Source organism: Burkholderia sp. Bp9016 (genome assembly GCF_003857765.1).
In the GTDB taxonomy this organism is placed as follows: Bacteria; Pseudomonadota; Gammaproteobacteria; order Burkholderiales; family Burkholderiaceae; genus Burkholderia.
The window spans coordinates 78,525-91,786 of the sequence record NZ_QTPY01000020.1 but is presented as its reverse complement, the minus strand read 5'-3'; the positions used below and the strand labels follow the sequence as shown (position 1 = coordinate 91,786).

The window sequence follows — 13,262 nt, the reverse complement described above, 5'->3', positions numbered from 1 at the left end:
GTCGAACAGCCCCGGGTGCGGCCGCCGCTTCGGCGCGCTCGCCGGTGCGCTGCGCGGCCGGAAGTCCGGCGAGAACTAGCATCCCGACGAGCGTCGCGTGCTCGACGATGTCGAACTGGTTGGCCGATTGGCCGAAATAGGTGCGCGGCCTTTTCGACGTCATACGCGTTGTACAGGAACGGCACGGTGTTCAGGTCGATCTCGAGGATCTCGTCCTTGCTGTACACCGTCTCGATCTTGAACGCGGTTATCAACTGGCCGTCGGCCGACAGCACGCGCGGGGCGGTCGATGCGCGCCTTGCGGATGTCGCCGATGCTCGGCGTGAACGGCACGAACGCGAGCAGGACCAGCAGGCCGAGCACGGGTATCGCGGCGAGCGTTAGCGCGACGCCACGGCGCGTCGGATGGCGCAGGCGGTGCCATGCGCCGGCACCCCCAGCGCGCGGGTGCCGTCACGGCAGCGAAGCCACAGGTTGCGAAGAAACGGCACGAAGCGATTCACGGCGGCAGGAGCGCGGTCGGAGAAGGCGCGATCCTAGCAAACCGGGCAGCGTCGCCTGTGGCCAAAAAGCCCGTTTGCTTGCAGGATTGACAGACGATTACGTTTGTTGCCCGCGGACAACCTTTTGCTGCGCGCACGGCCGCAAATCCGCCGACGAATCGCGGCCGGCCAGCCCCGTACGAGCCGCAGCTTAACGGTGTTGGCCGGAATGCCGGGAATGAGGTCACCAGATCGTACGACGATGTTGTCGTTCGTGTCGGCACTCGAACGATTCGAACTGCTTTCGATGAAGGTTGATTCATGAGTCGCATGTTGCTGGCGCCGCTGCTGACGAACGGTATGTCGTCGGAGCGTGTCGTGCACCAGGCCGCGACGTTCCAGGTCGTCGCCGAGCCGATGCGCCTGCGGGCGCCGATTTCAACGGTTTCGGCTATCAGGGACCGGAGGTAGGATCGGAGGCGACATATTACGTTTCCCCCTATTTTCACTGAAAATGAAATATATAAGAAAGGAATATGGAATAGATGCATTTCCATAATATGCATTTCCGACCGGGAAAAAACGGGGCAAGATTGCAGCGTTCAGTGATGTGTCGACGCAACGATCGCACGTCGGACATTTCGATACATGAGGCCCGCCACGTGCCCCCGCGCATCTCCATTTTGCTCGTTGACGACCATGCGGTTGTGCGTGAAGGCTATAAGAGACTGATCGCGTTCGAATCGGACCTTTGCGTATGCGGTGAAGCCAGGACTGCGGCAGAGGCCTATCACGCGTTCTGCTCGCTGCGGCCCGATGTGGTCGTGATCGATGTGTCGCTGCAGGGCCCGAGTGGCATCGAAGCCATCCGCCGCATGCTCGCGCGCGAGCGTGCGGCGCATATCCTGATATTCAGTGTCCGTGAGGAATCGATTTTTGTGCGCCGTGCGCTCGCCGCGGGGGCACTCGGTTACGTGACCAAGGCCAGTGCATCCGACGTGCTTGTCAATGCGGTTCGGGCAGTGGCGCACGGCCATCGATTCCTGAGTTCCGACGTCGCACAGGCGCTGCACGCGAGTGATGCGTTTCGGGAAGGACAAGTTGACAGCGCGCTCTCGGCGCGCGAGTTCGAGGTGATGGGATTGCTCATCCAGGGGTATACATTGCTCGCCATCGCCGAGAAACTCGGTATCAGCCGGAAGACTGTGGCCAACCATCAGTCGACGCTCCGCCAGAAGTTCGGCGCGGACAATAGCGTACAACTTGCCCGCATGGCAAACCGGTTCGGTCTGCCGTTTCAACCGGTGCCAGGCAGTTGATTTCAGATCGGATTTTTCAGTGGAAGCATGCCGATAATTATTAGTAGTAGAAAATAAATTGAAAGATGATCCGTCGTCGAAGGTAGCGATATAAATATTGGATGAATGCCGGGGCGGCTTTCATCGGAGAGAACGATGAGAAAGAGAATCTCAGTTGCCGTGTTGTTTGGGAGGCTCATGCCGGCCGCGTGGGCGCAAACGAGCGTGACGTTGTATGGCCGCGTCGACGCGGGGCTCGAGTACCTGAACCACGTCACGACGGCACCGGGTCGAACCGGCACACGCTTCAGCGCAGAGGGGGGCGACTGGGGCACGAGCATGCTGGGACTGCGGGGCAACGATGATCTGGGCGGTGGATTGTCCGCGGTATTCAATCTCGAAACTGCGCTGCAAACGATGAACGGTACGACGGGAGGCGGACGGCTCTTTTCGAGGCGCGCCTCCGTCGGACTGAAAGACGATACGTGGGGGCAACTCCAGGCCGGGCACAACCTGTTCATCGATAGCGATGGCGTGCGGGCGTTCGACCCGTTCGTGCAGCAGGCAGTGTCGTCGGCATCCCTCGTGCGCGGGCGCAACTGGCAGCAGACCAGCAATAACGTGGAATACCACAGCCCAGTTTTTCACGGCTTCGATGTGCAGGCGCAATACGCGTTCGGTAATCAGGCGAGCGGCTTCAACAACGGTGCATCGTCCGAGTTCGGACGCTCGGACGGCGTGGTTCTGACGTACCGCTCGCCGTATTTCGACATACGCGGCATGTACGACGAACTGCGCGATTCGACCGGCAAGTTCACCAATGTCTTCACGAGTGCCCGTGAATATTTCGTCGGCGGAAACGTGCGGATCCAGAAGTTCACGATTCAGACGGCCTGGACGCACTATTCGGCGCCGGACACACCGGCCGGCCTCGCGGACAACGCGGATCATTTCTGGCTCGGTGCGACGTGGCAGGCGAATTCCCGCTGGTCGGTAACGGGCGCGGGCTATTACGTCCGCGTGCGCAGCGGCAACGGCGATGCGACGCACGATCCTGCCGGCCATGCGACGCTGTACGCGCTTGGCACGACCTACAACCTGAGCAAGCGCACCTTCCTTTACGGCACGGTGGGTTATGTGCGTAACGGGATTCACTCGGATTTCTCGGTATTCGCGACTCCGATGGGTACGACGCCGACCACCAATCCGCTCGACGGCGAATCGCAGGTCACGACGTATGTCGGCGTGATGCACACGTTCTGAAACGATAGATGAAGACGGCATCGATGATCGGCGTCAAGCGGTTCCGGCAGCGGCGCAGCGGCGCTCGTCCGTTTTTTCGACAACGGGCGCGGGCGTGCGGTGCGCTGGGCGCCTTGCTCGTTGCTCCGTCTCTCGCGTGGGCGCAGGCATCTGTGACCTTGTACGGTGTCATCGATACGAGTATCGAGATCACGAACCCTGGGGCGGGATGGGTGGCGCGGATGGACTCGGGTGCGTATCGCGGTTCGCGGATCGGCTTGCGCGGCAGCGAGCCGATTGGCGGCGGGGCGAACATTCTGTTCGTGCTCGAGAACGGATTTGGCGCGACCAACGGCACGCTCGATACGGCGGCCACGCTGTTCAACCGCCAGGCCTGGATCGGTGCGGGCGGCCCTTGGGGGGAAATGCGCGTCGGACGGCAATATTCGCCGATCTATATCCCCTTCAAAGGCGGGATCGATGCATTCGGCGCGGGAACCATTGCGTCCGGGCTGAACAACTTCTCCAAGATCACCCCCTACGCGAGTAATGCGATCACCTACCTGTCACCGAAAATCGCGGGCTTCGACGCAACGGTGATGATGTCGCTGCGTGCGGCGAGCGACAACGACGGCAACGGGCTCGCGGGCAACTTCGAAACAGTGTCGTACCAGTACGGGCCGGTACGGCTCGCTTACGGGCATCAGCAAACGCACGGCAGCGGTGCGTTGCGGGCGAATCTCGCCGGCGCGTCGTATCGCATCGACAAAGCCACTTTGTTTGCGGACTGGTTCAATGCGTCGGGCGGCAATGCGCCGGTTTATCACAACGACGGTTTTGCGGTATCGCTGCGCTACGCGTTCGCACCAAATCTCGATGCTTCGCTCGGCTATGCGTACGTGCGCGACCGTTCCGGAACGGACAACAACGCGGACCAGCTCAGTGCGATGTGCGATTACAGGCTATCAAAGACGTTGCAGTTCTACGCGGGTGCGGGCTGGTTGCGTAATCGTAACAACGCGACCTTCACACTGCGTGGCGTCAACGTAACCGGGCTTCCGCCATCGTGGCCCGGCTCTCTGGTGCGCGGTGTACAGATCGGCATGATCGATCGTTTTTGAATGCGCGGACTAGCCAAAGTGAGCGCAGTGGCAAGGCCGGGATTTTCTATCGCTGTTTTATGGAGAACTGAAAATGAAACGAGTGTTCAACAGGCAAGACGCAGATCGGCGCGCTTCGCCGCTATCCTGGCGCACTCCGGCTATCGCGACGGCCGTCGCTCTCGTGAGCAGCCTCGTCGCTGCGGCTCCCGCTGCCGCCCAAAGCGCGGGAGACTGGCCGATGGGCGGACAGAATCTGCACAATACCCGCAGCGCCGCGGGCGAACGCGCGATTGGCCTGAACAACGTGGCCAAACTGGCGCCTCGCTGGTCGATCGATACGGACGGTAACGTGTCCGCAACGCCGACGGTCGTCGCCGGTGTCGTCTATGTGCCTGACTTCGGTGGCTCGCTATGGGCCGTCGATGCCGCGACCGGACAGGTCAAGTGGCACAAAAAGGTCAGTGACTACAGCGAGATTCCCAACGATGCGTCGCGTACCAGCCCTGCGTACTGGAGAGGCACGCTGGTGATCGGACAGGGCACGCAGATCGCCAACAATCCGACTGGCGCCTACATGCTGGGCATCAAGGCCGAAGACGGCGCGCCGCTGTGGCGCACGCAGGTCGACACGGACAAGACCGCAATCATTACGAGTTCGCCGGTTATCGACAACGGGATCGTTTACGTCGGCGTATCGTCTCGCGCCGAGGCGTTGAAGGAGACACCCCAGTATCGCGGCAGCGTCGTGGCGCTCGACGCGACGAGCGGCAAGCTGTTGTGGAAGACGTACATGGTTCCGGAGGGCTACACCGGCGGTTCGGTCTGGGGCAACACGCCGGTCGTCGATCGTGAAACCGGCTTGCTGTACGTGACCACGGGCAACAACTTTACCGTTCCGGAAGGGGTTTGCCGGTATCCGGGGCAAGAGAAGTGCAAGGCAGCCGTACCGGGCAATCATATCGACAGTTTCGTTGCATTGAACCTGAAGACAGGCAAGATCGCATGGGCCACCCGTACGCTGGCCGCCGACATGTCGACGAACTACGATCACGACGACGGCCCGGACTACGATTTCGGCTCGGGGCCGAACCTCTACACGACGACCATCGGCGGGCACAAGCGCACATTGCTCGGTGCCGGTCAGAAGAGTGGAGTCTACTGGGCGCTCGATCCGAAGACAGGCAAGGTCGTCTGGCACACCCAGGTCGGCCCCGGCAGCCTGCTCGGCGGCATGCTATGGGGAACGGCTGCTGACGGCAAACGCATCTACGTGTCGATCGGCAACCTGAATCACGAGTCCGTCGAAGTCAATTCACCTGCGGGGATGAAGACGACCAAGGGCGGCATCTGGGCCGCGGTTGACGCGGCAACTGGCAAGGTGCTCTGGCGCACCGCCGATCCGCAGCAGATGATGGACACAGTTGCGATGTCCGAGGCTAACGGCGTGGTGTATGCGGGTTCGCTGGCAGGCAGTGGCGCCAATATGTATGCACTCGACGCGTTGACCGGCGAAATCAAGTGGAGCTTCGAGAGCGGTGGCGCCGTCGTGTCCGGTGCCGCGATCGTTGACGGTACGGTCTACTGGGGATCTGGTTACCACACCAAGATTCTCGGGCTGCCGTATGCCGGCGATAACCACAAGCTTTACGCGTTTTCGGTAGCGAAACAGTAAGCCGCCTTTGCCAGGTGTCGCGAGTCCACCCGCGCGAGTCGATATCTGCGCCCAGATACGAACGTGACATCGTCAGTGCGGGTGGCGAGCCGAGGACGGCGCGTCGCTCGCATAAAACCAGCGAGAAGCGACGGGAGACGCGGGTGCATGATTCACGGTTCGTGGATAGCCGACCGGTGACAAGAACAGCCCCGTCGGTCCCCTGGAAACGCGGCGAGCGTTTGCACGAACAAGAGAGAATCCGTCGGACATGAACTGCAAGCGCTAATTCGAATCGGTTCGATTCCGTTTCTTTGGTGTTATTTCGACACGAATACGTGTCAAATGTGTCGGCGCGGCTACCGTGATGCCAGCGCAATGCGCACCGGACTTCCATCGTTCGCACGATCGAGGCCGGTCTCCCGTTTTTTTATCCAAAGGGCTGCATTCTTCGTGAGCAATCTGAAACATGAAGTATGTACTCCGAATAATGTCAAGACGATATTCATCGATCTGCATCCGCAGGCGACGCTCGCGGACGTGCCAGTGAAGTAAGCGTCGGCTATTGGTCGCGGTCGCGGTCGCGGTCGCGTTGAGCGCGCTAATTGCCGACGATTTCCCCACACGCCGTTGATCGAGATCGAACGGTCTGGCGTAGTGACGTGCCCGTTTGAAAGAACGAGATCGATCGTGAAACAGGTTGCGCTCGCAAGCATTTAATCACGTGACGAGTATTCGAAAAACGACTCGATGAGCGCGATCGCCTGCGCGTCAATCAGCATGACCAGCCGGCGCCGCAAGTGCGGTCAACGACCGCGTTTGAATCGTGCCGGCCGGCGCGCAGGCACATAACCATCGATTCCATTCCCATGATGCAACACCTTCCTGATCTCGACGCCTGGGCCATCTTCGCGCGCGTCGCGGAAACCGGCTCGTTTGCAAAAGCCGCCGAGCTGATCGGCACGTCGCAGTCGACCGTGTCGAAGGCCATCGCACGCCTCGAGAACCGGCTCGGCACCATGCTGCTGTACCGGACGTCGCGCAGACTGTCGCTGACCCCGACGGGCGATTTGCTGCGCGACCGTGCGATCCGGCTGCTCGCGGATGCCGAACTCATCGAGAACGAGGCATCCGCTCAGGCGCTGGAGCCGCACGGCCTCGTGCGCGTGAATGCGCCGATGTCGTTTAGTCTCCGGTATCTCGCGCCGGTGCTTCCGGCGTTTCTTGAGCGCTACCCGAACGTCGACGTCGATCTCATGCTGAGTGACCATCTGATCGACGTCGTTCCGGGCGGCTTCGACGTCGCGATCCGGATTGCCGAACTGAACGATTCGACGCTGCGCTTCCGCAGGCTCTGCGCAGTCCGCCGGCCGCTCGTCGCTTCGCCTGCCTACCTGGACCGGTACGGACGTCCGGCTCACCCGCGCGATCTCGATCGACATGTATGCCTCACCTACACGAATCTGCCGACGCCTGGTTGCTGGCGGTTTCGGCACGCCACGTCGGGTGACAAATTTTCGGTGTCGGTGAACGGACGCATCCGCGCCAACAACGCCGACGTGATCCTGCCCGCACTGGTCGCCGGGTACGGCCTCGCGCTGCAGCCCGAATTCCTGGTTGTCGATGCGCTGCGGCATGGCGAACTCGAGGAAGTGATGCACGACTGGAAGATCGCCGACATCAGCGTGAACCTTGTGACGCCACCCGGCATGCTGCGTACCGCGCGCGTCGCGGTGCTGCTCGACTATCTCGCCGAGCAGTTCACGACTGCACCATGGGCGCCGCCCGTGGGCTGAACATCTTGCTGCGCGCGCGCTGACGTTACGGGCGCTTTGATCCATGGAATCACGCGTCCCGGAGAGGCCGCACTAAGCGGTTCAAGGCGGCAGGAGCGCGGATGGAAGAGGCGCGATCCTGGCAAGCGACACACATGCGCCTACAACCTTTTACGGCTTGCGCGGCCGCGATTGCGCCGACGAAACCACGTCCGCGAGCCGCTGCGCGGCCGCCTCCATGCGCTCGCGATCGAACCCGCCGAAGCCGAGCACGAGACCCGGCCGCGCGGTGCCCGGCGCGAACATCGGCGACACGGCGCGCACCGCGACGCCTGCTTGCGCGGCGCGCGCGACCACGTCGAGATCGTCGATCCCTTCGGCGAGCCACAGCACGACGTGCATCCCCTGGTCGCCCGGCTGCACCCACGCGCGTTCGCGCGGCAGCCGCGCGCCGAGCGTGTCGATCAGCAGCGCGCGCTGTTCCGCATAGACGCCGCGCACGCGACGAATATGGCGGTCGAGATGCCCTTCGGCGATGAACGCGGCGAGCACGTGCTGATCGGCGGTCGGCGCATGGCGATCCATCAGCACGCGTGCGCCGCAGAGTGCGGGCACGAGATCGTCGGGCGCGATCACGTAACCGAGGCGCAGCGACGGAAACAGGATCTTGCTGAACGTGCCGAGATACACCACGCGCTCGGGATCGAGCCCCTGCAGCGACGGGAACGGATAGCCTTCGTAGCGCAACTCGCTGTCGTAGTCGTCCTCGACCACCCACGCGCCATGCGTGCGCGCCCAGCCGAGCAGCGCGTTGCGCCGCGCCATGCTCATCGGCATCCCGAGCGGATACTGGTGCGACGGCGTGACGAAGGCGGCGCGCGCGTTCGGCGCGAGCCGGATGCCGGCTTCGACGTCGATGCCGTCGGTGTCGACCGGCACCCGAACCATCGTGTCGCGCCGCCCGGTGCTCTCGAGCAGCGCGGTGATGCCGCGATAGGCGGGATTCTCGACCCACGCGCGATCGCCCGCGCCGAGCAGGATCTGGCTCGCGAGGTGCAGGCCCTGCTGCGTGCCGCTCGTGATCACGACCTGATCGGCGCTGCAGCGTACCGAGCGCGAGCGGCGCACGTAGTCGGCGATCGCTTCGCGCAGCGGCAGCGCGCCTTGCGGGTCGGCATAACCGGACGGCGCACCGGCGCCGCGGGCGCGCAGGCGGTTGCCGAGCCGGCGCCAGATGTCGTCGGGCGCGGTGAGCCCGATGGGCACCGAGATCGCAAATGGCACGGCCGGCAGCGGACGGAATTCGCGGGCGATCCGCGCGAACGTCGCGGCCGGTTCGGGCAGGCCGGCGTGGGCGGCGCGTTCGGCAAGTTTGCGGGCGGCGGGCGGCTGATCGGCCGGTAGCGGTTCGGCCAGCGCGTTCGCGACCCGCGTGCCGGCGCCGCCGCGCGATTCCAGGAAACCTTCGGCGACGAGCTGCGCATACGCGTCGACGACGGTGCCGCGCGCGACCTGTAACGACGCCGCGAGCAGCCGCGTGGACGGCAGCGTGTCCCCGGGCCGCACGTCGCCGCGGCGCACGGCGTCGCGCAACGCCTGCGCGAGCTGGCGGCTCAGGTCGCCGGCCGCGCGGTCGAGCGCGCCGAGCGACGGGATTTCGACGATCCGGGCGGTTCTTGCCATGATTCTGGTCTTCTGAAATTGTTCTAAACCGGCTCTACAGCATAAACCAGTTAGCGATCACAATCAGGGCATGACGCGTCACCCGCTGGCCCGTTTCTTCCAACCCCTGTCCGACCGTGGAGCCGCCATGTATGTCCCCGCCGATTTCGCCGAATCCCGTCCCGACGTGCTGCGCGAGCTGATCGTCCAGCATCCGTTCGGCAGCCTGGTCACGCACGGGAAGAGCGGGCTCGACGCGCATCACCTCCCGTTCGAGCTGCTGCCGGGCGACGGCGGTCTCGGCGAGTTGCATGCGCACGTGTCCCGCGAGAACCCGGTCTGGCAGGACGTCGCGAACGGCGACGAGGTGCTGGTGATCTTCCGCGCGGGCGACGCGTACATCTCGCCGACCTGGTATCCGAGCAAGCACGTCGCGCATCGGCAGGTACCGACGTGGAACTACGTGGTCGTGCATGCGCACGGACGCATCACGGTGCGCGACGACGAGAAGTTCGTGCGCGGCGTGGTCGCGCGGCTGACGCGCACGCACGAGGCGTCGCAGCCGGTGCCGTGGAAGATGGGCGATGCGCCGCAGGATTATCTCGACACGATGCTGCAGGCGATCGTCGGGCTGCAGATCGAGATCACGCGGCTGGTCGGCAAGCGCAAGCTCGGGCAGAACAAGTCGGCGGCGGATATTCGCGGGGCGGGCGAGGCGTTGATCGCCGACGGCAACGCGGCGATCGGCGAAGCGATGCTGGCGGAGGCGGACCGCAAGAATGAATAATCTTGCGATCGCGAGGTGAGGGGTTCCTCGCCTGGACCACAACATCGCGAATCGGCCCTCTCGGAAAACCTTGATCGTAGCCGCGTGACGCGATAGTGCATCTCGAAGTCGATTGGGTTCCTTGAAACGGAAAGGTTGAGTCCGCAACTATCTTGAGGGAATTCATACGTCACGGATTATGAATCCGAGGGGCACGTAATTGCTATTTTCCAATCGCTTTTCCCCCGGCCGCTCTTGTCACCTGTTTCGGGCGTTTTCCACCTTCCCCAGCCTGCGCCAGCGCCCCCCGAATCGCAGGCTCCGTCTTGTCGTACGCGCCTTCGCCATAGCGCATATAGACGACCTTCCCGCTCGCATCGATCCGGTACAGCGCAGGCCAGTACTGGTTCCCGTACGCACGCCACGTGTCGTAGCGATTGTCCTGCGCGACCGGATACCGGATGCCGAAGCGCTTGATCGCATCGGCGATGTTCTTCGGATCGCATGTATCCGGCGAACCGCGCATGTGCAACGTTGTGTGTCGCCACGACGGCGCGATACATCGGGATACAAATGCGTGCCGGCGCTGCGGTATAAAAGCGGACATCGCCCGCCGCCACATCACGACACGGACTCATGGGCAAGATCGACCACGTACTGATCGTCGACGACGATCGCGCGATTCGCGAACTGATCGCGGACTACCTGGAGAAGAACGGCATGCGCGTGTCGCTCGCCGCGAACGGTCGCGACCTGCGCAACGTGCTGGACGACGGCGCGCCCGCCCTGATTCACCGTGACCGAGCTCGACCAGGCGACCACCAACCTGATGATGGGCTACATCGAGCGCGAGCTCGGTCGCGCTGCTCGACAGCATCGTGTGCGACTACACGGATGCGGGGCAGGACGTCGCGCTGCACAGCGGCGGCCCGCTCGCGCTGACGACGCGGCCGAAGTCGCTGCGCCGAATCGTCGGCAACCTCGTCGGCAACGCGCTGAAGTTCGCGGGTGCGGCGGAGATCGCCGTGCAGGCGGCGCCGGGCGGCGGCACGGTCATCGCGGTGCGCGCACGCGATGGGGGGCTCGCTCACGCTGAGCAACCGGCCGGACGGCGGCGGACTGGAAGCGCGGTTGACGCTCGTGAACGCGGCATGACGCGTTGTTGCGGGCGTCGAATTCACGCCCGCGGCAACGCACTCACGCTCATCGCTGCAAATGCGCATCGACCAGCGGCGCGAGCGTGTCTGCATGGACGGCCGCGAGATCGTGCCGGCCGCCCGGCACGACGTGTAGCTGCGCGTCGGGCAGCCGGTCGAGCAGGCGCTTGCCGGCCGCGACCGGGCTGATCGGATCGTCGTCGCCCCACAGCAGCAGTGTCGGCTGCGCGATGCGGCCGATGTCGTCCGACAGGTCGGCCCGGAACGTCATGAACCAGTCGGGAAGCTGCGGGTTCGCTTCCGCAAAACCGGTGCGCCAGTCCTGTGCGCCGAGTCCCTGCATGTCGAGGCCGCCGGACGTGACAGTCAGCACGAGGTGCGTGACGTGTGCGGTGCGCTCCAGCGCCGCGCGCATCGCGATCACGCCGCCCATCGATTGCGCGATCACGGCGGTCGGCCGGTCGATCGCGGCCAGCACGTGACGCACGAGACCGTCGAAGTCGTCGATGGCCGGATCGCGCGGCGTGTCGCCGAAGCCCGGATACGCGACGATCCGCCGCTCGGCCGGATGCGCGAGCCGGCTCGCGAGCGGTTGCCAGAAGGCGGTGCTGCCCGATGCACCGGGCAGAAAAAGCAGTTGCGATGGAGCGGGCATGGCGGATCGGTTTTCCAGTGAGCGAGGCGGGATGGCGGGCGAGCGGCGATGCGTCAGCACCGGCCGGTGCGCAGCGCGACGGTCCAGTCGTCGCGGCCGCGTGCTGCCGCGGTGGCGGCGGCCGTGTGCCAGTCGTATTCGACCGCATGGAATTCGGCATGCCAGCCGGACGGCGTGCGCGACACCATCGCATAGCGCGCATGCGGCGAGCCGGTTTCGATCCGGTGCGGATGCGGTTGATCGTCGGTGTACGCCTGCAGCCCGACGCTGCCCGGGTTGACGATCAGCCGGCCGTCGTCGAGCTTCGCCATGCGCGGCACATGCGTGTGGCCGCACAGGATCAGCGACGCGGATTCGTCGCCCGCGCGCTGCGCGATTTCATCGGGCGTCGCCGCGCGGCAGCCGTCGGGCGTGACCGTTTCGAGGAAATAGATCAGGTCGCTGGCGGGTGTGCCGTGCACCAGCAGCACGTCGTCGCCGAGCGTCAGGCGTTCGGGCAGCGCGGCGATCCATTTGCGATGATCGTCGCGCAGCGTGTCGTGCGCCCAGCGGTCGGACAGCCGCATCGATTCGCGCTCGCCGGTCAGCAGTTGTCGTTCGTGATTGCCCTTGATGGTCGGCAGGTCGAGTGCGATCAGGCGATCGGCGGTTTCGGCCGGGTGGAGCGGGCCCGACACGATGTCGCCGAGATTGACGATCAGGTCGGCGCCGCGGCGGCGCACGTCGGCGAGCACCGCGTCGAGCGCGGCGAGGTTGCCGTGGATGTCGGACAGTGCGGCGATTCTCATGGCGGGAAAGTCGATGGGGGGAGCGGCGATTGTCGCCAATTCGGCGCGGATCGTCCAATCGCGTCGACGGCGCGCGCACGCATGTCGCGCATCACGCGCCAGTCGGTCAATCGGTCGCGAGGCGCGCGTACATCGCGAAGTCGCCCGGCACGCCGCGCACCATCCGGTATGCGCGCAGCACCCCTTCGCACCGGTAGCCGCACTTCTGCAGCACGCGCGCGGAGCGGGCGTTGCGGGTCAGCACGACGCCCTGGATGCGCATGAAGCCGCCTTCCGCGAGTGCCCACGCAGTGACGCTCGCGCACAGCGCGCTCGCGATGCCGCGCCCCCAGTGCGACGGCGCGACGTCGTACGCGATCTCGGCCGTGCGGTTCGCGGTGGACACTGTATGCAGCCCGATCGTCCCCGCGAGCGCGCCCGATGCATCGTCGACGATCGCGAGACGGCGGATCGAATCCGGATGAGCGGATTCGATGCCGTCGAACAGCGGCAGCAGATCGTCGCGCGCATGCAGGTTCCAGCTCGTGTGGCGCACGACGTCGGGGTTCGACAGGTACGCATACCACGCGTCGAGGTCGGTGCGGTCGAGCTGGCGAAGCGACAGGCCGGCGAAACCGGCGCGGGGTGACGCTTCGATTCTCATCGCGTACCCGCGGTGAACGAGGCGGCGTGCATGGCGGCGC

At 64.5% G+C, this 13,262-nt stretch carries 10 protein-coding genes and 4 pseudogenes; 8 read left to right on the top strand and 6 right to left on the bottom strand.

Annotation, left to right across the window (positions count from 1 at the left end; genetic code table 11):
- Positions 1-76: 76 nt before the first annotated feature.
- Positions 77-503, bottom strand: a pseudogene (locus DIE13_RS23565) (transglycosylase domain-containing protein); the annotation flags it as partial.
- Positions 504-1,027: 524 nt separating this feature from the next.
- Here DIE13_RS23565 and DIE13_RS23560 point away from each other — a divergent pair.
- The 5 genes from DIE13_RS23560 to DIE13_RS23540 all read left to right on the top strand — a co-directional run bounded on the left by DIE13_RS23560 (position 1,028) and on the right by DIE13_RS23540 (position 7,572).
- Positions 1,028-1,801, top strand: coding sequence for a response regulator transcription factor (locus tag DIE13_RS23560; protein WP_261323541.1), 774 nt, complete (start codon positions 1,028-1,030; stop codon positions 1,799-1,801).
- Positions 1,802-1,936: 135 nt separating this feature from the next.
- Positions 1,937-3,043, top strand: a complete 1,107-nt coding sequence (locus DIE13_RS23555) for a porin (protein WP_124829521.1) — start codon at positions 1,937-1,939, stop codon at positions 3,041-3,043.
- Between the two features lie 8 nt (positions 3,044-3,051).
- On the top strand, positions 3,052-4,143 hold the full coding sequence (locus tag DIE13_RS23550) for a porin (protein ID WP_233410040.1): 1,092 nt from the start codon (positions 3,052-3,054) through the stop codon (positions 4,141-4,143).
- A gap of 73 nt (positions 4,144-4,216) precedes the next feature.
- The gene (locus tag DIE13_RS23545; RefSeq protein WP_124829520.1) at positions 4,217-5,797 is read left to right on the top strand and encodes a PQQ-binding-like beta-propeller repeat protein; all 1,581 of its coding nucleotides are present in this window, start codon (positions 4,217-4,219) and stop codon (positions 5,795-5,797) included.
- Between the two features lie 851 nt (positions 5,798-6,648).
- Entirely contained in the window at positions 6,649-7,572 is a 924-nt protein-coding gene (locus DIE13_RS23540) for a LysR family transcriptional regulator (protein ID WP_124829557.1), read from the top strand.
- Between the two features lie 150 nt (positions 7,573-7,722).
- Here the strand turns inward: DIE13_RS23540 and DIE13_RS23535 are convergent, their stop codons facing one another.
- The gene (locus DIE13_RS23535; protein WP_124829519.1) at positions 7,723-9,234 is read right to left on the bottom strand and encodes a PLP-dependent aminotransferase family protein; all 1,512 of its coding nucleotides are present in this window, start codon (positions 9,232-9,234) and stop codon (positions 7,723-7,725) included.
- Positions 9,235-9,361: 127 nt separating this feature from the next.
- On the opposite strand from DIE13_RS23535, the gene DIE13_RS23530 reads away from it, so the two are divergent.
- Positions 9,362-10,000, top strand: a complete 639-nt coding sequence (locus DIE13_RS23530) for an FMN-binding negative transcriptional regulator (protein WP_124829518.1) — start codon at positions 9,362-9,364, stop codon at positions 9,998-10,000.
- A 202-nt stretch (positions 10,001-10,202) separates the two neighbouring features.
- On the opposite strand, the pseudogene DIE13_RS23525 reads toward DIE13_RS23530, so the two are convergent.
- Positions 10,203-10,511, bottom strand: a pseudogene (locus DIE13_RS23525) (thioredoxin); the annotation flags it as partial.
- Positions 10,512-10,615: 104 nt separating this feature from the next.
- On the opposite strand from DIE13_RS23525, the pseudogene DIE13_RS23520 reads away from it, so the two are divergent.
- Together DIE13_RS23520 and DIE13_RS33490 are read left to right on the top strand one after the other, a co-directional pair.
- Positions 10,616-10,831 (top strand): annotated as a pseudogene (locus tag DIE13_RS23520) (response regulator); the annotation flags it as partial.
- Positions 10,832-10,839: 8 nt separating this feature from the next.
- Positions 10,840-11,134 (top strand): annotated as a pseudogene (locus DIE13_RS33490) (two-component sensor histidine kinase); the annotation flags it as partial.
- Positions 11,135-11,182: 48 nt separating this feature from the next.
- Here the strand turns inward: DIE13_RS33490 and DIE13_RS23510 are convergent.
- The 3 genes from DIE13_RS23510 to DIE13_RS23500 all read right to left on the bottom strand — a co-directional run bounded on the left by DIE13_RS23510 (position 11,183) and on the right by DIE13_RS23500 (position 13,222).
- Positions 11,183-11,791 carry an alpha/beta fold hydrolase gene (locus DIE13_RS23510; protein WP_124829517.1) on the bottom strand — a complete coding sequence of 203 codons (609 nt, stop codon included), beginning with the start codon at positions 11,789-11,791 and terminating at the stop codon, positions 11,183-11,185.
- A gap of 53 nt (positions 11,792-11,844) precedes the next feature.
- Positions 11,845-12,579, bottom strand: a complete 735-nt coding sequence (locus tag DIE13_RS23505) for a metallophosphoesterase family protein (RefSeq protein WP_124829516.1) — start codon at positions 12,577-12,579, stop codon at positions 11,845-11,847.
- 106 nt (positions 12,580-12,685) lie between these two features.
- Entirely contained in the window at positions 12,686-13,222 is a 537-nt protein-coding gene (locus DIE13_RS23500; protein WP_124829515.1) for a GNAT family N-acetyltransferase, read from the bottom strand.
- Between the last annotated feature and the right edge of the window lie 40 nt (positions 13,223-13,262).